This is a genomic window from Bacillus norwichensis (genome assembly GCF_014836955.1).
Classification (GTDB): domain Bacteria; phylum Bacillota; class Bacilli; order Bacillales; family Bacillaceae_C; genus Siminovitchia; species Siminovitchia norwichensis.
This window is the reverse complement of record NZ_JACSPV010000011.1, coordinates 14,569-39,540: the sequence shown is the minus strand read 5'-3', so window position 1 is coordinate 39,540 and position 24,972 is coordinate 14,569. Positions and strand designations below refer to the sequence as shown.

Below are 24,972 nucleotides of genomic sequence, written 5' to 3'. Positions count from 1 at the left end.
TGACCCAACCATTAGACAAAGATTGCCAGATTCCTAGTATTGATCGTCGACTGATCCACAATAAAGTCACGTTTCGATAATTTCCACTGTCCTTTTTCATATAAGAACTCATCAATTCTTTCACCGGAAATTAAATCGTGATGAATGTCAGTGCTTCTGCTTCTGTAAATAAGCATATAGCTTTGGACTTTGGCACTCTTTTCTTTTATATACTCATCTACCCGTACATTACTCACAAAGCGGCGGGTTCTTGATGGGGGAATTTCCGCCCAAGCATAGTCTGTCTTCAGTCTTTCCACCCTCAGTTTTAACAATTCAATATCATCATTAAAAGCGAACATATCCGCTGAATAGTCAGGACGCTCAGTTCCTTCCTTATTAATCCTGACAGGCATCCGATAGAGCAAGCTTGCATGCATTAAACTATACCACTCATCAAATTCAATATTGTCCAGTAATGATGCTTCATGATACAGCCATTGTTCGAATTCGGAAATGGCCAGCAAATTTTCGATATCCATTTTCTTTCCTCCTCCCAGCTTCACTCTTTGGTCATTAACTCCAGCCAATACTTATAGAAGTTCCGCTGACTCGCTTCTGAGAACTTATCATCATAAGCAACACCCGGTCCTACAAAGTCCACAGTTTCTCGCTGCAGCCCCATTGTATAGTTATAAGTCAAGTTCTTTTGAAATGGCATTGGACCTGAAGCTGCGATAGTGATATCTGTAAAAACTTCTGTATCGTCCTGCTCAAAAATGCCGGAAGGGCTGAATGTCAGGATAAACGCATCTCTTGAACGGTCTTTCCATTCTTGGGGAGCACTTTTCTCTACAAGCATCCACGCTGTCACTTCCATTTTATTAACACCAATCGGTCTCCACATTCTTACTGATGTGTTAGAGATAGGCTGGCCTTTTATTTCCGTATGTGAAATTAAAAAGGATAAGTTAGGGAATACATTACCGATCATATTTTTCATATTACTTAGCACTTCATATTGCTCTTCTGTTAAATTGGATTTGAATTCTTCTTTCAATTCTTCCGGGAAAGCAAAAACAGGATTCGGCATACCCAGGTTTAATCCATGACCATTGTCCAGGTGTATTTGATATCCCCGTTTAGAATATGTTGCACTTGGAACCATTCCAAGCTTTGCGATAGATCCGTGAGTAACCATCGTATGATAAGAGTCTCCGACAAAGTTATCGGAACCTACTTTCCAGTTGGCATTAACGATAAAGCGCTGAGGCTCACCGATAACTTCCATTTCAGCCCGGCCAACAAGTAAATCCAAATACCATGTAAAGTCGCCAAGGAAATCTATGAGGGGTTCCGCCTCTTCATTCCACGTGGCAAAGAGCAATCCCTTATACGATTCAATTCTGACTTGATTCAAGCCTAACTTCGAACGGTCGAAATCTTCACTATAGATGTCCTTTTGCAAGGGAACCCCAATACATTCACCGGTATTTCTAAAGTTGAAACCATGGTATGGGCACTGGAATGTTCGCTTATTCCCCTTATCTGCACGGCAAAGCTTCATCCCTCTATGTGTACACATATTATAAAATGCATTGATTTCATCATCCCCACTGCGGGTGATAATAATGGAATACCCCGATAGTTCCCGAGTCATAAAATCATTTTTGGCGGGTATCTCGGATTCATGACCGACAAATACCCATGTTTTCAAAAAAACTTTTTCATGCTCTAGATGATAAACTGATTCATCACCCAATATATATGCAGGAATGGTTCCTTCTTCAGGAATAACCGTTTCTTTTAAATGGTCTATCAACTGTCCTTTTGCCATCTCTTTTGCGAACTGTTTCGTTTTAATCATTCTTCTTTTCCTCCCTGCTTTAAATCATCCAACCTGCACAACATGTTCCTTATTTTGGAGCGTTGCTAGGACACTCAGAGCAGCCAAAAAGCTTGTTTTTGGGTTATCCGGCATCGGATTGTTCTCTACTTCAAGCTTTAAGGTTCCGAATGATCCGGCTGCCTCAATCAGATGCATGTTCTTGGATATGTTCGGATCAGCGATAATTTTTACGCTGGTCCTATCCGGCCCAAGTCCGGCCAAGGAAAGAACAATCGCCACATTAATATTTCTCGGAAACTTTTTAATCGCTTCGCTTGCCAGCCCTTCAAATAGAACTTTTTCTCCTCTTAATGTTTGATTATCCGGCAAAGCGGTCGGAGGCTTTCTTGTTGTTAGAGAAACAGCATCAAGACCATCCATTGATTTTGCGGACTTAAGGATATCCAATCCGCCGATAGCTCCAGAAGGAACAGAAGCCGTTACATTGTTTTTCCGGCAAATTTCTTGGACATCCTCTAGAAAACCTTCATCAGCCAATACTCCGATGCTGCTCAATATTAAATCCTTCCTGCTCTCAAGCACCTTCAATGCATACTCCTGTGCAGCCTCGATCGTTGCCACTTCAATGACCACGTCTATGTCAGAATTTAGGAATGAATCGATATCCCCATAGGTTTTTGCATTGAATTTTTGCGCGACCTTTACTGCAACTTCTTCCCGGCGTGAAAAAACCGAATTGATTTTCCCTTCCGGGAGAAGTCCGTCTTTATTGATCGCCTTCAAAAGAAATTCACCTATATTGCCACAGCCGATCAAACCCAATTTCATGCAATTTCACCCTTCCTAATCTGCAAATCCGTACGAATCTGCAAACAACTCAAGACTTCCATGTCTTGTTTCACGCGACAAGCCACTTTCCTTCAAGCCTGGAAAATCAAGGTTCAAATCCTTAAAAATCGTATGATTATTATGGAATACAGCTCCTGCTTCCAGACGATCCGCCACTTCAGAAGCTATTTCCTCATTTTCTGTCCAAACGGAAGCCCTCAAACCAAATTGACTATCATTCGCCAGTCCAATCACTTCATCCATAGTAGAAAACGGTAATATTGGGATAACCGGGCCAAATTGTTCTGCCTGAACAATTTCACTATCCTGTTGAACACCTGTTACGATGGATGGAAGCATGAAATATCCCTGATCCCAAGTCTCTGGATCTAGCTGGATTCCTGCTGTCACCACATTTGCGCCTGATTCGGAGGTTCTTTCAAGTAATTCCGTGACATATTTAAATTGAGCTTCATTATTAATCGGCCCCATAGTGACATCCGGTTGAATACCATTACCGACAACTACTCTCTCAAAAGCCTGCGTCAGCTTCTCAACGAGTTCATCATACCGCGATTTATGAACATAAATCCTTTTAATAGCGGAACACACCTGCCCAGCTGCTCGTAAAACACCCATTTTCAATCTCTCAATCGCATCTTTATCCAGATTAGCATCTTCAAAAACAATAGCTGGGTCATTGCCTCCCAATTCCATATATAATTTCTGCAATGTACCAGATGACTTACGCATAATGTCTTTTCCTGTTTCTGTACTTCCCACAAATGCTATCGTTCTGACACGAGAATCAGAACTAATAATGTCTCCGATTTCTCTCCCGGATCCGGTCACAATGTTAATAACGCCTGCCGGAAAGTAAGCTGCTACTATTTTAAGAAAGCTCATAATAGTCAATGGACAGTTCGTAGCTGGTTTCACGATAACTGTGTTACCTGCAAGCACCGCTGGTATCACTCGTTTGAATGTTAAAATCATCGGCGAGTTCCACGGAGTAATAACCGCCGTGACGCCCCTCGGCCTTCTTCTTATCTGGACATTTTGGCCGCCATTATATGTTTCCGTCCCCCACCATTCAAGCAGTTCCTGCGCCGATCCTTTCATCACGTCCATACATCTGAGCAAATCGACTTTCGCTTCGACTAATGACTTCCCATTTTCTCGGACGAGTAAGGATACATTTTCCTCCACGATCGTCGCCAATTCTTCCGCAGCCTGATTCATACGTGCAGCTCGCTCACGTATGTCAGAACGGGACCAGTCCTTGAATGCTTCTGCTGCTGAATCAATTGCCTCTTTGACCAATTCCGGGGAACACAAGGCAACTTCACCGACTTTTTCTTTTTTGTTGGCTGGATTTATAACATCCGCCGTTTTTTCTACTTTTCTCCATTCTCCATTAATCAAGCATTGCCCTGATGTATTCGGATAAGTTGCGATCATCCTCATGCCTCCCAATCATAGTTTTTTCGGTTTAAATGCCTCTGCTGCTCCTGGAGGTCCACCAAATGGCTTTGCCATCGGTCCAACCTTATCCATATCCACAACAATCATTGATGGTTTGCGGTTATCCATCGATTTCTTCAGTTCCCGTACAAATTCATCTGCTGATTGAATTTTCACTGCATCAAAGTGCATGGCCTCTGCCATTTTTACAAAATCGGGGCTTAATAAATCTACAGCTATCTGGCGTCCATATGCCGCATCTTGTATGTTTCTCAGAACACCGTATCCTGAATCATCGAATAAAATGATGATCAATGGAAGCTGTTCCTCAGCTGCTGTCACCATTTCCCCCGCATTGACCATAAATCCGCCATCACCGGCCATTAAGACAACTGTCTTATCTTTACAGCCAACTTGCGCTCCAATAGCGGTTGGCAACCCCTGACCGATTCCCCCTCCAGATGCATGTATGGAAGTGCCAGGTTCATAGATTTCATATAATCGGCTTCCCCATACATTCGCCTGAACTGTTACATCACGAACTAAAATAGTATCTCGTGGAAGCACTTCTTTCATTCCATCCAAAAACTTCTCATAAGGTCCAAGTGTTTCTCGCAATTGGGTACGAACAGCTTTTCTCAGCTTACGCACTTCTTCTAAATAGGAGGTTTTTGTTTCTGGGGATTGTTTTTCCAGTTCTTCAACCATGCCGCTCAAGATATCTTTGGCATCTCCCACCAGTCCAATAGTGGTATTATAGTTCCTATTCATGGCTAACCAATCGGCATCTATTGAAACATGTTCTTTAGGTATAGGCACTTTCCAATTTGAAGTTTCATTACCTCTAAATCTAACACCAACACTAATCAATAAATCTGCACTCTTTAAAAACTGTTTTGTAGCCTCATAAGCTGCAAAATGTCCAATACATTGTTCATGATCTTCAGGAATCGAGCCTTTCCCTGATTGGCTTGTAATGACAGCGGCCCCTATGATTTCAGCCAGTTTACGTAGCTGCTTCGAAGCTCCTGATGCATTCACACCGCTTCCAGCCCAGATAACTGGTCGCTTTGATCGTGAAATCATCGCAGTGACCTGCTCTGGAACGACTGGTTTCTTTTCAGGTAAACTTTTAACTTGTATTTCTTCAAGAGTCACATCTCCGATGATGGCAGATTGAAAATCTATCGGTATCTCAAGAGAGATCGGCCCTGTAGGTGCAGCCAAAGCTTCTTGGATAGACTTTCTCATCAAAGAAGATGCCTGTTCGGGTTGTCTCAGCCGATAGGCGTTCTTACAGGCTCCATTCATCATGGACAGCTGGTCTTTACATTCATGTATGTAGCCCTTACCAGTTCCAAGATAAGGAGATGCTATCTCACCTGTTAAGTGAAGAACTGGCACTCCTGCCGCCCAGGCTTCAACCAATGAACCTGCTGCATTTCCTGCTCCAGTTCCAGTACTGGTAATCACAACACCCAGTTTTCCTGTTGCACGTGCATAACCATCAGCCATGTTGACAGCTCCGCTTTCTCCCCTTGAACAAATAAGCTGGATCTTTCCATTTCTGAGTATTGCATCATAAATTGGCATATTATGTATGCTTACGATGCCAAAAGCGACTTCAACACCGGTATTTACCAGCTCTTTGACAACTGCGTCTGCAACTGTATATTCCACCTGTTGTTTTGTTTCCATTACACACTCAACCCTCGATCCAATAATATTTAAAGTGCTTTTCCTAGCGCTCCTGCTGTTTCTATCGTTGAACCTGCTACATAGCTGGACTTTTCAGAAGCCAAGAAAACGATCACATCTGCCACTTCTTCCGCTTCTCCAACCCTGCCAAGCGGGATATTCCGCTTCTTCGCCAGATCCGCATAATATTCTTCTGGATCTTTATCTGGCGCACTCTTTAATCTTCTTCTCTCCCATTGATCTGTTTTAATCAATCCGAGACTGACGGAATTCACCAAGATATTGTCCTGAGCCAATTCTTGGGATAAAGTTTTACTCAAATTCAAAAGTCCAGCGCGTGTTGCAGCTGTTGCTACCATATGACGCTCCGGTTCTTTCGCAAGGGTTGCATTGATATTAATAATTCTGCCGCCCCCTCTTTTCACTAGATAAGGATGTACAGCACGTACCGCGTAAATGATGGCAAAATATTTCAATTGAATCTGCTCTTGCCATTGTTCATCTGTGATCTCAAAAAAGTATCCCATAACGCTTTGTCCTGCAGCATTGACTAGGATGTCAAGACCTCCAAAGTAATTCGCTGTTGCCTTGATAAATGAATCAACGTCTTCTTTTGACGTAACATCACATTGATCAGCGTAAATATCTTCCTTGCTCCCGAATAAAAACAAATGATTGCTCGCTTTTTCAATTCGTTCCTTGCTTCGGCCGCATATGGCAACTTTTGCGCCTTCTTGCAGAAATGTTTCTGCTGTTTTTAAACCTACTCCTGATGTGCCGCCCATGATAACAGCTACTTTGTCTTTAAGCCCGAGATCCATCTATTCTTTCTCCTCCCTTAGGCCCTATAATGGTTGAAGATCAAAGCAAGACACTCCTGCCTCTTGCCCGTTTTTTATTAGATAGGGGACCTTTCAACATATGAAATGTCCCCCATTGGTTTACTTAGCAATATTAACCGCAGCCCATCCTGGATCAGGCTCTCCACCCATGGCTTTTCGGGCTTCCGGAGTCGGTGGTCCGGCTATTCCCCATTGGTCCATAAGATGTGGAACACGTTTCCATACCCTAGCCTGCCACTCAGATTCATCTTCAATCGTCTCAAGATAACATGTGTACTCCATTACAAATCCACCTGGATCTTGGAAATAACAGAAAATATTATCTCCCGGTCCATGTCTGCCCGGACCCCATAACTCTTTCAGGCCCGCTTCCCTGACATTGGCAATTCCTCTCATCACTTCGTTCACCGAATCGAGCTCATATGCAATGTGATTGACTGATGCATGTGTTCCCTGGTTAAAAGCAATAGAATGATGCTTTTTGTTACATCTGAGGAATGACATTTGATGTTCACTCCAGTCGGTAACTTTAAAACCAAGAACATCCGTATAAAACTCAACAATCATATCCAAATCCTTTGTATTCATGACGACATGATTTAGTTTTACAGGGTCCACATTCTTTTTATTCCAGATGGAGGTATGCACTTCGGCCCATGCAGACAACTCAATCAGACGATTTTCAGGATCAAGAAAACGGAGTCCATATCCACCGCCAGCCTTATTTAAATAACCTGGCGGATCCACGATGATCACATTTTTAGATTGCAGAATCTCTGCTGCCTGATCTACTGAGTTTTTATCCACCATTCCAAAAGCAATATGGTGTAGCCCAGGATTCCCCCCTTCGTGGAGGCTTAAAATATGATGTTCAGGCCCCGCACCTCGAAAGTAAGCTGCCCCATTATCTTCTGGAGTATCAACCTTATCCAATCCCCATACTTTTTCATAAAATGCAAATTGCTTATCAATATTGGGGGTGATCAAGCTAATATGGCGTAAATGAGTAATGCCTAACATAAGTTTGGACCTCCCATTAATAGTAAAGTAGCTTTCACTCCTCTGAAGTCTTGCCATCAATCCTTACAGCGCTTACTTCCCGCTAATGATAGCTTCTCTTTCTGCAGCACGCTGCTTGCGAAGTTCTTCAAGTGCGCTACCTTCAGGATAAGTTGGTAAATTAGGCTTATTTGCCCCGAGCATAACTAGCATCAATGCTTCCTCATCGCTATCATTACGAATTCCTCGATGAACTCCCGGAGGGCTGCTAATGCAATCCCTTTCATTTAACTTAATCTCATGAATTTCATCGCAATCTACTTCTTTAATGAGTGCTGTGACCTGACCTTTTAAGATGAAGAAAACTTCTTCAACATCATCGTGCAAATGTAGAGGACCAACACATCCCGCAGGTAAAACCATTGTGCTTAAAGTGAAATGCTCTGCCGCTATAACATTTGAATCTGCGTTTGCAGTGGCTCCCCGTCCGATATAACGCATTTGAGCCCTTTTGTACTGAGGATCAACTTCCTCCTGAAACTTCAATACGTTCCAATCAAGCGTGCGATCTTTCAGTCTTGCCACGTACTTTTTCTCAAACTCTTCAACTGAAAATTTCTCTTTTGCCATTCTCAACTTCCTCCTTTTTCGTATACAAATTCTCTATTGTTTTATATACGAAACATTGTTTTAATTTATGAGTTTATCGTAATCAATAATGATAGCGTTGTCAAGATTAATTTTTAAGAAAATTCAATAGCTATATAGATACACACCTATGAATTGGTAATAGACTCCTCTATCGAACACGGCTTTTAAAGAAACAAAAAAACGTACAGACGCTCTTTCATGCATCTGTACGCATATGAAACCTACATCATTTGCTTAAACAGGCGAACTTCTGCAGCTTCTTTTTTCAATGCGAAAAGGTAAGCCAATAAACCCAGAAGCGAAGCAACAATCAGCATAATGATGGAAGAACTGAAGCTTCCGCCGGATGTATCACGGAGCCAGCCCATAATGTAGCTTGAGAAGCCTCCCATTATATTTGTAAATCCCATGAGACCCGCAGCACGTCCAGCAGTTTCAGGTGTTGAAAACTTAACAATAAAGAGATTGCTCAAATGAAAAACGCCACCTTGGGCTCCCATGGCAAGACCCATACAAAGACCAGCAACAATTGCATTTGGCGCCATGATGGCATAAGAAAGAAAGAGCGCTGTCAAACCGAATAAGATAGTAGCCATTAGGCTTGGCCTTCTTGTCTTATCTGACAAATAACCACAGGCCAGCACGAACAGCAATGCAAATAACCAGGAAACTGATGTAATATTTTTCATACCCTCTTGAGCAAATCCGCGCGCTTCAACCAAATATGTCGGTAGCCATATACTGATGCCGAAGAATAGAAAGGAAGCAATCAGCATTCCAATCCAAACGATCCAATAACGGAAATCTTGGATAAACTTTCCATCAGCCACCTCATCCTCTTGATTCGTTGCCCGGATATAGGTCAACTCTTCTTTACTCAATCCAGGATGTTCTTCTGGCGTATTCCTTGTTAAGAACAAGAACATAGGGATGTTGATAAATAAATTAAAGCCAGCAAGGATAAAGAATGCAGCCTGCCAATGGAAGCTTGCAATAATAAATACAAGTATAAATGCTCCTAATGCCGGTCCTAAATAGTTTCCTGTAATCCACGATGCTTGGGCCTTTCCTAATTCCCTTCGGTTAAACCAGCTTGAAATGAATTTCCCTGAGACCGGAATCATCATACCTTCTCCCAATCCAAGGATAATTCTGCTGGCTAAAAACATTTCATATGTACTTGATAAGCCAGCCATTATCATTGTTACTGTCCAGACCCCCAGCCCCAAAATAGCTGTTTGGCGCGCTCCCAGCTTATCGATAATTACTCCCCAGAACAAGTTTGAAAGCGCATACGATACAGTGAATACAAATGTGATCATGCCGATTTTGGCGCTTCGGTCCTCTCCGGTTAACCCCAAAGCTTTTAAAAATTCGGGATCTGTCTGGATTACAGATATCCCCATCTTGTCAATTTGTCCAAAAAACCAAAAAAAGAAAATCGGTACAGCGATATAAAGCCATCTTTTGTTGTTTGAGAACATCATAGACTCTCCTTTAATTCCTTATTTGAATTTTCCGTAAATAGAAACCCCTTTCAATATATTTTATTGAAACAATGTTTTATATAAGAAAAATATTAATATTTACAGATAAGTTTGTCAACATAATTTTTTGATATGAAAAATTATGTTTTGTATATAAAACAAAAAATCTTACAAGCTCTCAATTCTTGTAAGATTTCAATCAGTCATTTTTTATATCCTAAATGATTAGATAACTCTTTTGCTGCTTCAACTACTTTTGGCAAAGCCACTTCTTCAAGGAAATTTTCATGAAATAATGGTTCCGATGTAACCACATTCAATGCAGCCTTTATGCTTCCAGTATAATCAAAAATGGGAGCTGCTGCCGAATGGATACCAGGAAGGAAATCACCTTCGGTAATTGCATACCCTTGTTGACGAATTGACTCCAATTCTATTTGAATAGAAGCAAGCTCCGCTTCATTAAACTTATCTGTCAATCTTCCTACCGGCTGGTATGCGAGCAGGACCCTTCCATTGGCCAATGCCCGTGCCGGAAGCCTCGCTCCTATATTGACGTTGATCATTGAAACATGCCTCACCGGCGCAGTTCCTATGTATACTACCTCTTTTTCATCCAAAATTGATAAATGGCAGGACGCTCCAAGCTCGTCTCGTAATTTTTCCATATATGGCTGTGCGATTTCAGGTAATTTTAAACTGCTTAAATAAGCAAATCCGATCTCCAACACCTTGGGGGTAAGGCTATAACGCTTTGTATTCTCATCTTGATCCAAATACCCCATACTTTGCAACGTATATAAAAGCCGATATGGTACTGTTCTACTGACACCCAAGCTTTTTGATATCTCGGAGAGCGATAAAGTGGGGGTCTCTTCATTAAATAGTTTCAGGATTTCCAAACCTCTTACCAAGGAATTTGCACTATATTTTTCTTTATCTGAGTCACTCATTGACAAAGCATCTCCCTAAATAGTTTTTCATCAAGCTTTCTTATTAATCATCATATGATTAAAATGAACAAGACTCAAGATTTTGCAAAATATTTCATTATCATCAGCAGAAAAAAACTAGCAGAGAAATTCTCCGCCAGCCTTCAACTGTCCTCAAACATCACTTTTCCAAAAAGCGAACAATTTTTTCATTAAACGTTTCAGGATCCTCCTGGTAGCATAAATGACCCGTGTCCGGAATAATCTCCAATTTTGAATCTAGTATGGACTGATGGAAAATTTCCGCTTCAGAAACAGGCGTCACTTTGTCAAGCTCCCCGCATATGACAAGTGTCGGAACGGAAATGGAGGGTAATATGCTCATCTGATTTAAATTTCCGAGTGAATAAGAGACTGAACGGTAGCCTGGTGGTCTCACTTGGGACATGATGCGTTCAGCTTCTCTTACGATCTCTTCAGGAGCATTAGGAGAAAGCAGGTTTCCGGCCCTTTGCTTTGCCAGTTCTGATGGATCTAGATTATTAATGGAGTCTAAACGCTCTTGAAGTCTTTTTGCATTTTCCTCTTTGGATAAACCTGCCGCACCTCGGGTAGGATCTGCAATAATCAGCTTATCTACTAAATTAGGGAATCGGTAAGCAAAATCGATTGCAATTGCTGATCCCATGGAATGCCCCAAAAGGTGAATAGATTCATATCCTAATGTATCAACAAACTCCTTAAGCACATCCGCAAATTGCGAAAAATGTTTAAATTCTTCTGCAGGATCTGAACTCTTGCCATATCCCGGAGCATCCCAAGCAATGACTGTAAAGTTATCTTTAAGTGCACTCAATTGATTTTTCCATGACTGTGAGTTATTCCCAAGTCCATGTAAAATAATCAAAGGATGTCCCTTTCCTTCTTGCGCGTAATGAATTGTAAAGTTCCTAAGTTGTACTGTTGGCATTGAATAAAACCTCACTATCTTGGTTGTTTTTCTAATATAGCTCTACCATAGCAGTCCGATAAATTTGTTTTCACATAATAACAACTTTCTAACAGATCTCCTAAAACAGAAACACCAGCAGCCAAGTATATAATTATTCTCCCTTCTAATTTAAACGAAAACATTCATCGTTTTAAATGTGAAACATCGTTTACGATATAATTATTATTGTTAAATTCAGATTTGTCAACATGAAGCTGAAATGATCTCTCTTTACTTTGAACTTTTTAAAAATTACATCCTCCATTTGGTAACATATTTCCAATCCTCCACAACATTACGAGGGCTCTCTCTAATCTAAAAGCAAGATCCGACAAAATCCGCTCTTTTTTTCACTTTATTTTCCTATCAATTACCGTTATTTAACCTATATTAATGGCACTATTTTTGTTAAAAACCCAATCATCGCAAATGCAAAAAGATATTGACAATTATGTCAAGAGCAAGTTACAATTACCGAAACATCGACAAAACGATGTTTTGTATAGAAAACAAACAACGATATAAACAGGAGGATGGCAATATGTTCAGAAAGAAATTGGGAGTTCTAGCAGTTATATTTTGTTTAGCTATCATTATGTCTGCCTGCGGCCAGGAGAAAAAAAGAACGAGTTCAAAGGGTGAAGAACTAGAAAAAATCACTTTCGCCGAACCAGCAAGAATTTTGTCGGTAGCTCCGTTTTACGTAGCAATTGAACAAGGCTTCTTCAAAGAGGAAGGGATTGAAGCCAAAATAGCCTCTGGTGGTGGAGGTGCTCAGGTAATCGCTTCTCTTTTATCTGGTGAAGCTCAGTTTGCAGTCTCTGGACCACGGAGTATGTTTGCTCCTCTTGATAAAGGCGAAAACTTAGTCGCAATCCAATCTTTAAATTCTGCCCTGACTTTTCAAATCACTTTTTCTAACAAATATATACAAGAAAAGGGAATATCTAAAGATTCATCATATGAAGAAAAAGTACAAGCATTGGCCGGAAGTACTATCGGTACAAATCTAGTGGGAGATTCTGGGGATGTTTATGCCAGATACTTAATGAAATTACATAACATCGACCCAAAAGATTTCAAAACAGTCAAGCTATCAGGTGATGGGTCAAAAATTGGTGGTATGCAAGAAGGTATTGTTGATGGAGGGGTTGCCTCGCCTCCAATGGGTCTACAAACTGAAGGTAAAGAAGTTGGTGAAATCATGATTGACATGATGGAGGAACCGATGTACAAGAACATGGCGTGGGAAGTTGTGTTTGCTGACAAAGATTATCTAGAAAAAAATCATGAAACTTCTTTGAAAGTCGTAAGAGCTATTGGAAAAGGAATGGAGTTTACACGAGATAACCCAGAAGAAGCGGCAAAATCTATTTCTTCTTATTTTGAAGGTGTCGATGTAGATATCATTGAAAAATCCTTAATCGGATTAAAAGATACTTTCAAAGGTTATGGGGAAATGAATCAAGAAGCATGGGACAATGCTCAAGATCCTTTAATTGAATATAAAGATTTATCAGGCGTCACTAAAGAACAAGATACAGCAGAAGACGTTATTTGGACAAACAAATATATAGATGAAGTTTTCAAATAAACCATTAATAAAGGAGATTTATGAAATGGGAACTGCAAATGCGCTAGAAAATGTAAAATTGTCCACTCGCTTTTTGAATGTTACTTATATAAATAATAAAACTGGTGCAGAAGTGATAGCCTTGGAGAATATAAATCTCAATATTAAAGAGGGAGAATTCATCTGTATCGTCGGTCCAAGCGGTTGTGGAAAGACAACGTTTCTAAACACAGTGGTTGGACTGCTAAAACCAAGTAAAGGAGAAATATTATTAGATCAACGGAAAATTAGTGGGCCGGGCAAAGACCGGGCGATGGTTTTTCAAAATCCTAGTCTCCTGCCTTGGCGGACAGTTTTAGATAATGTGCTCTATGGCGTTGAACTACAAAAAGAAATCTCGGAAAATAAAAAGGAAGAAGCCAGAGAATTCATAGAGATGGTTGGATTAAAAGGCTTTGAGAATCATTATCCTCATGAATTATCAGGAGGTATGCAGCAAAGAGTGAATTTGGCTCGAGCCTTAACGGTAGATCCATCATTATTACTTCTAGATGAGCCATTTTCAGCATTAGACGCACAAACGAGAGAATTTATGCAGGTAGAACTCCTTAGAATCTGGAGCGAAACAAAGAAAACGAGTCTCTTCATTACACATCAAATTGATGAAGCTGTATTTTTAGCAGATAGGGTTTTCGTCTTTGGAGCAAGACCTGGACGTTTAGTCAAAATTATTGATGTGGAGATACCTAGACCAAGGGATTTACATGTAAAGCGTGACCCGCAATTTTTACAATTAGTGGACCAAATATGGTCAATTATTGAAGATGAGTCTTCTAAGCAAGGTTTTGAAAATAAGGAGAAGGGAATCTAATAATATGACTAAGAGTGCTACCCAATTCGCAGAGTCCGGAATAAATCTAAACAAAGAAAAGAAGGTGAAAAAAGATAGAAGGCCTTTGATTATTAGTATCACTTCCGTCACACTGTTTCTATTGCTTTGGGAAATCGCTTCGCGAAACGCATGGATAAATCCGTTATTTATCAGTTCGCCGATTGAAATTTTGCAAGCATCTGTTTATATGGTTCAGGAAGCTTCCTTTTGGGAGAACTTAAAAGTAAGCGGTTACGAATTTTTAGCAGGGTTTGCTCTGGCAATATTAGTCGGTATACCAGTCGGAGTGTTTTCGGGATGGAATAAGTATTTTAATGCAGCCGTCAACCCTTTTATTTCTGGTTTGTATGTAACACCTAAGGTTGCTCTTTTGCCAGTTATTGTGATTGCCTTCGGAATTGGGCCTGCGTCCAAAATTGTTATCGTATTTTTGATGGCTTTCTTCCCTATCGTAATGAGTGCTCAGAAGGCAATGGTGACCTTGGATCAAAACCTGATCAAAGCAGCACGTACATTCAATGCCAGTGAGTTTCAAATCTTTAAAACAATTGCTTTACCTTCAACAGTGCCATTTCTTTTAAACGGAATTCGACTAGGAATTGGACAAGGACTAATTGCTGTAGTTGTAGGCGAATTATTTGCTTCAACCGCGGGTATTGGATATCAGTTGACAAGCAATGGACAAAACCTGCAAACGGATCGAATGTTTGTTGGTGTATTTATCATCACTATTACAGGGCTCATTCTTACATTCTTGTTGGGTCTTATTGAAAAACGATTTTCGTCCTGGAAACCGGAGCATAAGTAGGAATCTGTACAAAATTGCATGGACAAAGATGGGATGTAATGTTGGGGATTGGTACTGTCTTTCCTTACTCCCGACAAACGCGGGCACCTTTGGCAATTGGTGCCCGATTTTACTTTTTCTGATTAATTTGGGAATAATACTCCCACCGTTTTTTCCAATGCTTCATAGTCTCTAATTTCTTCACTATGAGCAAGAAGCTATATTCACCGGACCCTCCTATTGACAAATATCTGAATGCTCCTTTAAAGCCGCCGATTCATTAAGAAACGTATTCCGCAGAAGTCCTTCCTTATTTGATAGACCCGCGTGAGAGCCATCTTAGTCTCAAATCTACTGTATATCCTCATCCGATCTTCTTTTTCACACTTCGTACAATATCCTTTCTTCAACATGGTAAAATAGAGACTGGCTGATACAAGTGCACAAAATAGACAACGAGAGAATTCAATTTCGGAGTTTCGTATTAGAAAAAGTGGTGGGGATTTGCATTTAAGAAAAAGGAAACTGGCAATACTCATAGAGTCGCTCCAATTGACAGCAAGGCATTACTTGCCATCAATGATTTAATTAGCATTTATTAAATAGAGGGTTCCGCACAAAAAAGCCCCCTCTTAGAAAGAGAGCCCGTTTTGCTAAGTATAGAAGCAATTTATCGAAGAATATTGAAAGCGCTTTAATAGAAGAGAAACTAAGAAAGGAATGATAGATCAACAGCCAAATTCAAGAAAAACACAGTATGCACAACCACGAATATAAGTCCAGCTTTTGTTGATTTGTTCATAAATTTGTCACTCCTTTTTTAAAGTGTTTTTAGTATATACCCGGAAGAGGAATTTGTAAATATTTTTTTTACCATTTTTTTATTTTTTTTCTTAAAAACTAGCAGTCAATTCTAGATATGCCTGTTTTATAAGCTTCCGGGGTTCAACGCCTCTTCTTTTATAAAACATATGTCACAAATTAAATAACATGCAAAGCATATCTATCTCCTTGTACAGCCGCAGCTTTTGAAAAGGCGATGTGGTATATTGGAAAAACTAAAACAACTTGGATATAAATATACATAAAGAGGAGTGTGATTTGGAAAAAAGACTTGAAAGCTTCTGGTATTACACAATCGCTTTACATTTTACAAAGAATAAGCAGATAAGGAGATTGCCACATGGAATCCTATCGCTCACTCATTACAAACCAACGGGAGTTTTTCAGGACCAATCAAACAAAGGAGATTGCCTTTCGTCTGAATGCCCTTAAAAAACTGAGGAGTGCCGTCAAACTGTACGAAAAGGACTTCATTACGGCCCTCAACGATGATTTGAATAAATCCGAATTTGAAGCGTACTCAACAGAAATCGGAATTATATTGGAAGAACTGCGTTTTACAATCAGCAAGCTGCGTTCCTGGGTGAAACCAGAAAGGGTGAAAACGCCAATTACTCATATCGGTTCAACCAGCTACGTTTATTCTGAGCCATATGGGACTACTTTGATCATTTCTCCTTGGAATTACCCGTTCCAGCTCGCAGCTGCCCCTCTGATTGGAGCTATTAGTGCTGGAAATTGTGCGATTATAAAGCCCTCGGAGCTCACTCCTCAAACGTCACAGGTTTTTGCAAAAATGATTCAGGAAATTTTTCCTGAAAACTATATTACGGTTATTCAGGGCGGCGCAGAAACGAGTCAAGCCCTTCTTCAGGAAGAGTTTGGAAAAATCTTCTTTACTGGCAGCGTACCCGTTGGAAAAACTGTCATGGAGGCTGCCGCTCAACACCTTACCCCAGTAACTTTGGAGTTAGGCGGAAAAAGCCCCTGCATTATCCATGAAGATGCCAACCTGAAGCTGGCAGCTAAGCGCATTGCATGGGGGAAATTTACAAATGCCGGACAAACGTGCATTGCGCCTGACTATTTATATATTCATAAGCGGGTTAAAGACCATTTTTTAGCTTTATTGAGAGAAGCAATCCAAGAAATGTATGAGGGACATTCCATGACACGAATTGTGAATGAAAAACATTTTGATCGGCTCACTTCTTTTATGGAGCAGGGAGATATATTTCTGGGAGGTAAATCAAACCGGGAGATGTTATCCATTGAACCTACTGTTCTGACAAGTGTTACGTGGGATGACCGAATAATGGCAGATGAAATATTCGGCCCTATCCTTCCTGTTCTGGAATATACTGCATTGGATGACTTGATCGTTGGTATCCGCAATCACCCGAATCCTCTTGCACTGTATCTTTTTACCTCAAGTACACGGATTCAAAATGAGCTCCTGGAGTCCATCTCCTTTGGTGGCGGATGCATCAATGATACAATTTACCATTTTGCAAATCCTCATTTACCGTTTGGAGGAGTTGGAACGAGCGGTATTGGAGCCTATCACGGAAAGAGCAGCTTTGACGTTTTTTCCCATAAAAAAAGCGTCTTAAAACAGACGACTTTGTTCGATATTCCGTTCCGCTATCCCCATGTAAAAAATGCATTGAGTAAGATCAAACTGTTTTTATAAGAAAGCGCAAGCGCCTTAATCATCCACGCCAAGCACAAGACGATTCCCGAGGAGGCAGTTCATCAGCCACCATAGGGAAGCCGCGAGGGACTGGCCGCCTCAAGTCGCCACATCCTGTGGCTTCGGTAGTCTCAGAATGCGACGTCCTGTCGCTTCGCTTGCACTAGTACTTCCTGTACGTCGTAGCTGGATAAAGTAAAAGTTTCCTTTGAATAAAATCTTCCATAACAAGTTATACTTTCTTACTCAAAATAAAGAAACCGCGTGAAGTCAATTATAAGAACATTGATTTCACGCGGTTCTACTTGCCACATTTCTCTACAGATCGAATTCCCATTCATCTTTCAGATTTAAGTATAAAATAAAGAGCGCGTCCTCCAGTTCGCGGGTGTTCTTTCCATTCGTGCTCCACCCAATCTTCGGAAATAAAATTTCCGCCACTTGCTTCGTCAGATCATGGCGTTCCTCTAAAGGAAGTTGCAACAAGCGGCTGCTGTATGTCCGGATCAGATTCCAATCTTTAGCGGTGAGGGCACGAAGTGAAAATTGATCAATGACTATTTCGTGTTTTGAGAGCCCCCGTCTTTGAATTTCCTTTTCGACAGGTGTAAGCTTGCCCAGTCGCTTCGCTTTCCTTTCATGGACGACTATTGTACCGGCTACCAAATCCCCCACCCTTTTATGCTTCGGGTGGAAGAAAATCATCAACAACCCGGTTAAATAACCGCTAGGTAAAGAGTCCACGATTCGCATGAAATTCCGGATAAAGCTGGATAATAGTGTCAGGCTATGCCCGTTATCTTGAATCACCCGGATCCCAAGGACTCTTTTTCCAATCGTCTTCCCACCAAAATAAAACTCCATGAAAATAAAGTATCCCCAGTTCAGAACAAACAGAGCTATAATCAATATGGCAATAACAACGGAGGCAACATCATCATAAAATGGATTCCCATCGATTAACAAAATGAGCGGAATAATAATTATTATTACATTTAGCACACACAGTATAAGCCAGTCTAGCATATAGGCCGCCATTCTGCTACCCAGGCCAGCCAGCTGAAACTGGATAGAAACGAATTCCGGCGTCTTGACCCCAACCTGTTCTTTTTCCATATTTTTTCCTCCTTTCCTAAGTTAATGTTTCTATTGCTCGGGAGTGTACTATAATAGAAGAGTATAGTTGTCGATCTTTTATAAGAGGTGACGAATCACATGAATGTAAAACAGTTTATCAAAAAACACCGGGATGACTGGAAGCAGCTAGAGCAGCTTGTAGCCACGATGCATAAACGGAAGAAAGATGTAACAGCCTCCACGATTGATCAATTTTATCGTCTGTACCAGAAAGCCGCTCAAAATCTTTCATACTCCCAAACTTATTTTCCGCGTGAAGAGGTTACCTTCTATTTAAACGGCCTTGTTTCAAAAGCCCATAATATTTTATACAAAGATCAAATGTCGAGCATCCAACAGGTACGCCACTTTTTCACCACGACATTTATCCGGTTGCTTTGGGAGCAGTGGAAGTTTGTGATTGCAGCCTTCATGCTTTTTACAATTGGAGCAGTCGGCAGTTACATCGCTGTAGTTCAAGATCCACAAAGTATGTATGCGATTCTTCCGCCTGAGGTAGCCCATGGCGTCGATCCAGATTCGCTTGGAAGCAACAATGGATCTTGGGATTCTTCCGTAATGTCGGCAAGTATCATGTCCAATAATATACAGGTCGCCATCATGGCTTTTGTTGGAGGCATCACTTTCGGATTGTTGACCGTCTATGTCCTTATTTATAATGGAATCCTTGTTGGAGCCCTTGCTGCCTTGTTCTGGACTCACGGAAAAAGCTATGAATTTTGGGCATATATTATTCCTCACGGAATGATTGAACTTACCGCCATCTTTATCGCCGGCGGGGCGGGGCTTTTGATGGGGTATAAGCTTTTTGTACCAGGTCATTTCTCAAGGGGATACCAATTGAAGGTGAACGCCAAAAGGTCCGTTCAGCTCTTGCTTGGTACGATTCCGCTATTCATCATTGCCGGAATCATAGAAGGCTTCATCACCCCGGCTCCTATCCCGCTAGAAGCCAAATACTTCGTAGCATTTGCGACAGTCCTTGGATTGTTCTTTTACTTTATGATTGGAAAGAGACTTTTTCTGCGTGAAATCGGAAGACTAGACGGGGCGTGACGCCCCGTTTTTTTATGGTCCTAGAGCGGGACTGTTTGGAAGACCTTCGGTGAATACTTTACATAACTGGATAATATTTTTCGGTTACCAGATCGTATTCCTGACGAGCTGGACAGTATATCTCATTCTCAGACAGTATTGCTCACTCTCGGACACTATCGTTCCCAATCCGGACAATATTTCCTGTAACTGAACAGTATTTCAGTCTTTCTCCAGCTTCGCTACAGCAGATTCCGATTCATCATGTCGATATAATAAGAAACAGCGGCAACCGCTAGTTTTTCCTCATCAGCTTCCATCATGAGCAGTCCCTGGTTTTCCCATTTAGCTTTTTCCCTCTTTTTAAAAAGCATTTGCTGTTGGGCAATGGTTTTAATCATGGCATGCTCTATTTTGTCAGGATTTTCATTAATTCGCTTCTTGATGACCTCATCTTCAACGCCGATCATTAAGAACAAATGACGTTGCCTAATCCTCATCAAATAGGTGAGTGTGTTTTCTTCGTACAGAAATGTGCGGATATCGCTAAACAATAGCAGTAGGCTCCGCTTTTTCTGCTTGGTTTCCAAAAATGAAAAGACAGCTCCATAGTTCGGTTCTACCGGATCGGCCTGCAAATGATAGATGGATTTCAGGATGGTCTGCATATGTTCCATTCCTTTGGCTGGCGGAACGAAGACCTTCACATCTTTTGAAAAAGCGAGGAAGGCTACATAGTCCCCTTTCCGCAAGGCTGCTGCTGTTACGGTCATAGCAGCCTCCAATGCCCGTTCCAAACGATTGCCCTTTTTCAGTTCCGCCCCCATCATTCTTCCACAATCTATTAAAATCGTAATATATTTTCCATGCTCAGGTTCATATTCGTTCGTCATGACTTCTTGAAGCTTCGCGGTCTGCCTCCAGTTAATCATGCGCGGGTCATCTCCCGCTGCATATTTTCGAATCTGAGCAAATTCTCCTGAGCCGCTCTGGAATTTTCGAATTTTCATGCCTTCATGCAATAAAAACCTTTGTGCATCCTTCAGGTACTGCTTCGTTTCAGTCATGTCAGGGATTACTTTCAAAGCCTGAGGGATTTTAGTCGTTTTCTGTTTTTCCCAAAGACCAAGCACGCTTTTATAACGGAAATATAGCTTCGTAACCCCATAGTCTCCCCTGACTGGCGCACTCGTTACATACGATACTTCCGTCACCGCTTCTTTACGCCCTAATCCACTTACAGGGAAAGGGCGCCTGAAAGTCTGCGGCAAATCGTCAACAAAAGCAAATGAAAATGGGCGTTTAGAGTAGTTTTCCACTTCTATCTTTATGGTATACGGAAGGTCCCGCTCCATCTCTTCGGGCATGAACCGTTGGAAATTCAGGTCTTTTCTGCCTGGTGAAAAAAACAGGTCCAGAAAGCTTGCCAAAAAAACGATCACATTCATTATGATAATGTACGCCCATGATACATTCGTCAATACACCAAGCAGAACGAAAAAAGCAGAGATGCCCAGAAAAACGAACAGTAGCCGCTTGGTTGGCAGTATTCCCCTATCTCGGAACAGGAACCGAGCCCACAAGCTCTTCAATGACTTGGTCAACAAATCCTCCCTCCAATTCCACATGCGGGGCTAATTGTATCCTATGTCTTAGTGACGGTTTTGCAACGATCTTCACATCGTCAGGTGTTACATAATCACGGCCATCCAAATAGGCCCACGCCTGGGCGGCTTTCCCAATAGCAATCGCCGCTCTTGTACTAGCTCCATAACGGATTGCCTCTGTCTCCCTCGTTCTTTTTACAATTGTCATAATGTATTCCAGAACATTTTCGTTCACCGTGGTTTGCATAATCTCTTGTCTGGCTTTTAAAAACTCTTCCATGTCCAGGACCGGTTCAATCGCCGATGTTTCGAAATTGTTTTCAATCACATTTTTCAATACATCCTTCTCGTCTTCAAACGTTGGAAAATCAATCAAGAGCTTAAATAAAAAGCGGTCCTGCTGAGCTTCCGGCAATGGATAGGTTCCTTCGAATTCAATCGGGTTTTGTGTCGCCACGACAAAAAACACCTCTGCCAACGGATAGGTCGTTCCCTGAATCGTGACCTGCCTCTCTTCCATCGCTTCCAAAAGGGCAGCCTGCGTTTTAGCAGGAGTCCGGTTAATTTCATCTGCCAGCAGGATATTTGTAAAAATCGGACCTTTTAACGTTTCAAAAGAGCCTTCCTTCACGTTATAAATAACACTTCCGGTTATATCGCTTGGAAGAAGGTCAGGGGTAAACTGAATACGATTGAACTGTCCACCTAGAAGATTTGCAAGAGTCCGAACCGTTGCTGTTTTTCCCGTCCCTGGCACTCCTTCAAGAAGAACATGTCCTCCTGCCAGAATCGCAGACAGCAAGAGTCGAAGATTCGTACTTTGCCCAAGGATCCGTTCTTCATACCTCTCCAACAATGCTAATACTTTTGTATTCATCTCTCTTCCACCACTTTCCTTAGCCGGTCAATTTTTTTCGACCATAATAAGTATTCCTGCTTGCTTAATCTTTCTTTATGTAAGACGTCCATTAAACCGGACAGAAAAGAATCAATCTCCTTTTGCCCCATTTGCCCTTTACTTTTACGCTCTAAAAGCAAGGAGAGACTTCTCCACTCCTGACGGTAAGGAATATGCCACTTCTCTTGGAGAATAAATTTCAAGTAATCAGCCTGTATGACAATGGAATCATGGTAACGTCTGCCCCTCATATACCAGGCAGCCAATGCACGGATTCCTTCGTCACTAAAACGAACAGTCGCTTCTCTTGGACTGTAAATCGGACCGAATCTTTTTCCTTGATACCAAAGCCAAAGGATAACAAGGATTCCACCTTGGAACATGAAGAGCAAGAACCACAGCGGATAAACTGTCAAGGCTTTTTCCCCGCCCTTAGGCTGGTGTATATGCTCATCAAATAACAAGTGGAGACCTTCCGTCTCGTTCAACAGTGAAATAAGCAGGGGAACATGGTCCTTTTTCAAAATCTGTTCATTTTTCATCCATTCCGGAAAAATGGAAACTATCAACCTTCCTTTTCCGTAAGGACGTTCAAGCGCAATTGTCCCTGCATCATCGTACAATAGGATGCTATCCTGCTGCTCCGTTTGGATACGATTCAAATATGAAATATCCGCTTTATATTTACGATCTTTTCTACCGTACAGTACTCCTTCTTCTGCTTCTTCCTCCACTATAATTGGATCTGTTACCAAATTAAACATCCCCTGTGGATTTCTTTGAAACAGCAAAATGGTATTACCTGCTTCCATAAATTTTTCATAAGCCTTCATTTCTTCACTATTAGGTATATTGAGCGGCTCCACCATGACGAGTACTTGGCCTCCGTCTTTAAGATCCAATCGCTGCGGCGTTTTATTCCATCGCTGGATGGATTTTGCTTCTTCTTTTAAATATGTATAAATAGCCTTTGTACCGGTAGGAGATGGAGAATCGGAAACATAGGCGGGGTAGGCGATGGGCTGCTTTGGCTGCAAAAAATAGCCGCCGGCCAAAAAACACAAAAGAAGAATGCTAAGCAAAATCCATGTTCTTTTTCCAGATCCCTGCAAACTTACCCCCTCCTATCTTCCATTGTCGTCTGCGGCTCCTCCAACCAATCCATCGCTTCTTTTCGAAACTGATCATACTCTTCCTTATCCAATTGTCTCTCTCCGTATGTCACTTCGTCAAAAACACGCGCTAAATGAAAAAATTGATCCGCCCAACCCCGATTAAACTTTTTCAACTCATCATAATACTCCCAATTCGTTTTCCATATCCTTGCTTCCAGCCAGTTCCTTTGATGGAAATAAAGAAGGGTTGCCAAAAACAAATGACGTGCAGCCATTGAATAATTCTGCTGTTTTTCCAGCTTAAGCACCTCCACCAAGTGCCTCTCAGAAGTCCAATCCAATTCATTCATTGATTGGAGCGGCGATTTATCGCGGTATCGCCTGGACCTCCGCGTATAGCGGACAATAAAATAGACGGCTAACCCAAGCACAATGATGGTCAAAATAACAATCAATATCAGAACTGGGCCTGCAGCCGCGCTCGCCGCTTCTTGGGAAGGAAGCAGTTTTTCAAGCTGTCTGACAATCCAGCCCTTGACACTATCCCACCAGCTTTGCAGGAAACCCTTCGTCTGGTTCTCATAAACCTTATATTCAGCTTTGTTTACTATTTCTTGAAGTCTTTCCTTCGCCTGATCAGCATCTAGCATTAACCATCACCTGACCTAGATTTGTGGTGTGTGATATTCCTCAATCATTTCTTTCAAGTCATCCGCATCATGCCTAATCTTTAAGTCAAAATACATAACAGCATATCCTACGGTAAAAATCAACGTTGTAAAAATACTCGCTGCATTGATAATAAGTGAAAGCAGCACGCTGTTTCCAAGAAACAGCCCAAAAGTTAATTCCAATATTGTGCTAATCATCGTCACAATCAAAGAGAAAATAATAAATAGACCAAAGAGCGCCCAAGTGCGGCCTCTCGTCAATTTCCAACTACGTGAAAGGCCCGGTGTCTCCTCCTGAAAAACGACCGACCCGAAATAAAAACTCCAGCGGGTCAGCAAAAGACCGACGCCTATACAAAAACTCCCAAAAAGCAAAATAGCCAAGATAATGCCGACAATTGGGAAAATAATAGCTCCTACAACAACAGCAATCGTGATGATGATCGTTGGGACTATAAAAAGACCAAACACAATCAATCCAAACAGAATCGTACTTCCAAGCATAGGCCAATAGCGTGAAAATGCCTGCTTAATAACGGAACCGACTGTATACTCTTCGCCTTTTCTTACATGGTCTACCACAAACATGACTGCCGCTGTGGCCACAGGTGCTATGAAAATACTAATGAGCCCCACCGATGCAATCGCTAAATCAGCTCCCAGGTTGATATCTTCTGTGTCATCAAAGCTGGAAAGGATCTGTTCATACCAGGTCCCACCCACGCCAACCTCCCGGAAAAAACTGACTCCAGAAAACAACTCGATGATCGCCTGCAATAAATAGATAGGTCCCATAAAAATAAGAAGGATTAAAAATAAGTCCTTAAAGTGCCTCTTGCTCAAACTGAAAGTATGGTCCAGAATCTGGCCAAACCCCTTCGGTCTGCTAAACCTTTCATCCATTTTCTGAAAAACCTCCTAAAAAAAGAGTCATATCGACTATTTTAACATTGTTCCTATTGAATGTATGAACTATATGATAATTTCTGGAATTTTTCTCG

22 protein-coding genes are annotated in these 24,972 nt (G+C 41.4%); 5 read left to right on the top strand and 17 right to left on the bottom strand.

Annotated elements, in window-relative coordinates:
* Positions 1 to 11 precede the first annotated feature (11 nt).
* The 11 genes from H9631_RS08585 to H9631_RS08535 form a co-directional block, all read right to left on the bottom strand.
* Positions 12 to 521, bottom strand: a complete 510-nt coding sequence (locus H9631_RS08585) for an aromatic-ring-hydroxylating dioxygenase subunit beta (RefSeq protein ID WP_191811834.1) — start codon at positions 519 to 521, stop codon at positions 12 to 14.
* Between the two features lie 20 nt (positions 522 to 541).
* Positions 542 to 1,846 carry an aromatic ring-hydroxylating oxygenase subunit alpha gene (locus H9631_RS08580; RefSeq protein ID WP_191811832.1) on the bottom strand — a complete coding sequence of 435 codons (1,305 nt, stop codon included), beginning with the start codon at positions 1,844 to 1,846 and terminating at the stop codon, positions 542 to 544.
* A gap of 24 nt (positions 1,847 to 1,870) precedes the next feature.
* A complete protein-coding gene (gene nadX / locus H9631_RS08575) occupies positions 1,871 to 2,656 on the bottom strand; it encodes an aspartate dehydrogenase (protein WP_191811830.1) in 786 nt (261 codons plus the stop codon).
* Positions 2,657 to 2,671: 15 nt separating this feature from the next.
* Positions 2,672 to 4,117, bottom strand: coding sequence for an aldehyde dehydrogenase family protein (locus H9631_RS08570; RefSeq protein ID WP_191811828.1), 1,446 nt, complete (start codon positions 4,115 to 4,117; stop codon positions 2,672 to 2,674).
* Positions 4,118 to 4,132: 15 nt separating this feature from the next.
* Positions 4,133 to 5,818 carry a thiamine pyrophosphate-binding protein gene (locus tag H9631_RS08565; protein ID WP_191811826.1) on the bottom strand — a complete coding sequence of 562 codons (1,686 nt, stop codon included), beginning with the start codon at positions 5,816 to 5,818 and terminating at the stop codon, positions 4,133 to 4,135.
* Positions 5,819 to 5,847: 29 nt separating this feature from the next.
* Positions 5,848 to 6,639, bottom strand: coding sequence for an SDR family oxidoreductase (locus H9631_RS08560; protein WP_191811825.1), 792 nt, complete (start codon positions 6,637 to 6,639; stop codon positions 5,848 to 5,850).
* 120 nt (positions 6,640 to 6,759) lie between these two features.
* Positions 6,760 to 7,680 carry a VOC family protein gene (locus H9631_RS08555; RefSeq protein WP_191811823.1) on the bottom strand — a complete coding sequence of 307 codons (921 nt, stop codon included), beginning with the start codon at positions 7,678 to 7,680 and terminating at the stop codon, positions 6,760 to 6,762.
* A gap of 72 nt (positions 7,681 to 7,752) precedes the next feature.
* Positions 7,753 to 8,289 carry a cupin domain-containing protein gene (locus tag H9631_RS08550; RefSeq protein WP_191811821.1) on the bottom strand — a complete coding sequence of 179 codons (537 nt, stop codon included), beginning with the start codon at positions 8,287 to 8,289 and terminating at the stop codon, positions 7,753 to 7,755.
* 242 nt (positions 8,290 to 8,531) lie between these two features.
* Complete coding sequence (locus H9631_RS08545; protein WP_191811819.1) at positions 8,532 to 9,794, bottom strand: MFS transporter; 1,263 nt, start codon at positions 9,792 to 9,794, stop codon at positions 8,532 to 8,534.
* A 206-nt stretch (positions 9,795 to 10,000) separates the two neighbouring features.
* On the bottom strand, positions 10,001 to 10,750 hold the full coding sequence (locus H9631_RS08540) for an IclR family transcriptional regulator (RefSeq protein ID WP_191811817.1): 750 nt from the start codon (positions 10,748 to 10,750) through the stop codon (positions 10,001 to 10,003).
* Between the two features lie 160 nt (positions 10,751 to 10,910).
* A complete protein-coding gene (locus H9631_RS08535) occupies positions 10,911 to 11,699 on the bottom strand; it encodes an alpha/beta fold hydrolase (protein WP_191811815.1) in 789 nt (262 codons plus the stop codon).
* Between the two features lie 562 nt (positions 11,700 to 12,261).
* On the opposite strand from H9631_RS08535, the gene H9631_RS08530 reads away from it, so the two are divergent.
* The 4 genes from H9631_RS08530 (at position 12,262) to H9631_RS08515 (ending at position 17,508) form a co-directional block, all read left to right on the top strand.
* Positions 12,262 to 13,314 (top strand): ABC transporter substrate-binding protein, encoded by a 1,053-nt coding sequence (locus H9631_RS08530; protein WP_191811813.1) that lies wholly within the window; start codon positions 12,262 to 12,264, stop codon positions 13,312 to 13,314.
* A gap of 25 nt (positions 13,315 to 13,339) precedes the next feature.
* Positions 13,340 to 14,164, top strand: a complete 825-nt coding sequence (locus H9631_RS08525) for an ABC transporter ATP-binding protein (protein ID WP_191811811.1) — start codon at positions 13,340 to 13,342, stop codon at positions 14,162 to 14,164.
* A 4-nt stretch (positions 14,165 to 14,168) separates the two neighbouring features.
* Positions 14,169 to 14,993 (top strand): ABC transporter permease, encoded by an 825-nt coding sequence (locus tag H9631_RS08520; RefSeq protein WP_191811809.1) that lies wholly within the window; start codon positions 14,169 to 14,171, stop codon positions 14,991 to 14,993.
* A gap of 1,162 nt (positions 14,994 to 16,155) precedes the next feature.
* Positions 16,156 to 17,508, top strand: a complete 1,353-nt coding sequence (locus H9631_RS08515) for an aldehyde dehydrogenase (protein ID WP_191811807.1) — start codon at positions 16,156 to 16,158, stop codon at positions 17,506 to 17,508.
* Positions 17,509 to 17,826: 318 nt separating this feature from the next.
* Here the strand turns inward: H9631_RS08515 and H9631_RS08510 are convergent, their stop codons facing one another.
* Positions 17,827 to 18,624, bottom strand: a complete 798-nt coding sequence (locus tag H9631_RS08510) for an RDD family protein (protein ID WP_191811805.1) — start codon at positions 18,622 to 18,624, stop codon at positions 17,827 to 17,829.
* A gap of 99 nt (positions 18,625 to 18,723) precedes the next feature.
* On the opposite strand from H9631_RS08510, the gene H9631_RS08505 reads away from it, so the two are divergent.
* On the top strand, positions 18,724 to 19,701 hold the full coding sequence (locus H9631_RS08505; protein ID WP_191811803.1) for a stage II sporulation protein M: 978 nt from the start codon (positions 18,724 to 18,726) through the stop codon (positions 19,699 to 19,701).
* 221 nt (positions 19,702 to 19,922) lie between these two features.
* Here H9631_RS08505 and H9631_RS08500 read toward each other — a convergent pair whose 3' ends face one another.
* The 5 genes from H9631_RS08500 to H9631_RS08480 are packed head-to-tail and all read right to left on the bottom strand — an operon-like array spanning position 19,923 to position 24,874.
* Entirely contained in the window at positions 19,923 to 21,227 is a 1,305-nt protein-coding gene (locus tag H9631_RS08500) for a DUF58 domain-containing protein (RefSeq protein WP_191811964.1), read from the bottom strand.
* Between the two features lie 7 nt (positions 21,228 to 21,234).
* Positions 21,235 to 22,164, bottom strand: a complete 930-nt coding sequence (locus tag H9631_RS08495) for an AAA family ATPase (protein WP_191811801.1) — start codon at positions 22,162 to 22,164, stop codon at positions 21,235 to 21,237.
* Entirely contained in the window at positions 22,161 to 23,297 is a 1,137-nt protein-coding gene (locus H9631_RS08490; protein WP_191811799.1) for a DUF4350 domain-containing protein, read from the bottom strand. Before H9631_RS08490 ends, H9631_RS08495 begins: the two co-directional genes overlap by 4 nt.
* Positions 23,298 to 23,299: 2 nt before the next feature.
* Complete coding sequence (locus H9631_RS08485) at positions 23,300 to 23,950, bottom strand: DUF4129 domain-containing protein (RefSeq protein ID WP_191811797.1); 651 nt, start codon at positions 23,948 to 23,950, stop codon at positions 23,300 to 23,302.
* Positions 23,951 to 23,965: 15 nt separating this feature from the next.
* Positions 23,966 to 24,874 (bottom strand): hypothetical protein, encoded by a 909-nt coding sequence (locus H9631_RS08480; protein ID WP_191811795.1) that lies wholly within the window; start codon positions 24,872 to 24,874, stop codon positions 23,966 to 23,968.
* Positions 24,875 to 24,972 lie beyond the last annotated feature (98 nt).

Bases quoted from the DNA above. Each gene is read 5' to 3' on its own strand.
- H9631_RS08515 (WP_191811807.1), top strand. From the start codon at position 16,156: ATGGAATCCTATCGCTCACTCATTACAAACCAACGGGAGTTTTTCAGG.
- H9631_RS08520 (WP_191811809.1), top strand. From the start codon at position 14,169: ATGACTAAGAGTGCTACCCAATTCGCAGAGTCCGGAATAAATCTAAAC.
- H9631_RS08535 (WP_191811815.1), bottom strand. From the start codon at position 11,699: ATGCCAACAGTACAACTTAGGAACTTTACAATTCATTACGCGCAAGAA.
- H9631_RS08530 (WP_191811813.1), top strand. From the start codon at position 12,262: ATGTTCAGAAAGAAATTGGGAGTTCTAGCAGTTATATTTTGTTTAGCT.
- H9631_RS08495 (WP_191811801.1), bottom strand. From the start codon at position 22,164: ATGAATACAAAAGTATTAGCATTGTTGGAGAGGTATGAAGAACGGATC.
- H9631_RS08555 (WP_191811823.1), bottom strand. From the start codon at position 7,680: ATGTTAGGCATTACTCATTTACGCCATATTAGCTTGATCACCCCCAAT.
- H9631_RS08550 (WP_191811821.1), bottom strand. From the start codon at position 8,289: ATGGCAAAAGAGAAATTTTCAGTTGAAGAGTTTGAGAAAAAGTACGTG.
- H9631_RS08485 (WP_191811797.1), bottom strand. From the start codon at position 23,950: ATGCTAGATGCTGATCAGGCGAAGGAAAGACTTCAAGAAATAGTAAAC.
- H9631_RS08510 (WP_191811805.1), bottom strand. From the start codon at position 18,624: ATGGAAAAAGAACAGGTTGGGGTCAAGACGCCGGAATTCGTTTCTATC.
- H9631_RS08565 (WP_191811826.1), bottom strand. From the start codon at position 5,818: ATGGAAACAAAACAACAGGTGGAATATACAGTTGCAGACGCAGTTGTC.
- H9631_RS08570 (WP_191811828.1), bottom strand. From the start codon at position 4,117: ATGATCGCAACTTATCCGAATACATCAGGGCAATGCTTGATTAATGGA.
- H9631_RS08585 (WP_191811834.1), bottom strand. From the start codon at position 521: ATGGATATCGAAAATTTGCTGGCCATTTCCGAATTCGAACAATGGCTG.
- H9631_RS08540 (WP_191811817.1), bottom strand. From the start codon at position 10,750: ATGAGTGACTCAGATAAAGAAAAATATAGTGCAAATTCCTTGGTAAGA.
- H9631_RS08480 (WP_191811795.1), bottom strand. From the start codon at position 24,874: ATGGATGAAAGGTTTAGCAGACCGAAGGGGTTTGGCCAGATTCTGGAC.
- H9631_RS08545 (WP_191811819.1), bottom strand. From the start codon at position 9,794: ATGTTCTCAAACAACAAAAGATGGCTTTATATCGCTGTACCGATTTTC.
- nadX (WP_191811830.1), bottom strand. From the start codon at position 2,656: ATGAAATTGGGTTTGATCGGCTGTGGCAATATAGGTGAATTTCTTTTG.
- H9631_RS08505 (WP_191811803.1), top strand. From the start codon at position 18,724: ATGAATGTAAAACAGTTTATCAAAAAACACCGGGATGACTGGAAGCAG.
- H9631_RS08560 (WP_191811825.1), bottom strand. From the start codon at position 6,639: ATGGATCTCGGGCTTAAAGACAAAGTAGCTGTTATCATGGGCGGCACA.
- H9631_RS08580 (WP_191811832.1), bottom strand. From the start codon at position 1,846: ATGATTAAAACGAAACAGTTCGCAAAAGAGATGGCAAAAGGACAGTTG.
- H9631_RS08525 (WP_191811811.1), top strand. From the start codon at position 13,340: ATGGGAACTGCAAATGCGCTAGAAAATGTAAAATTGTCCACTCGCTTT.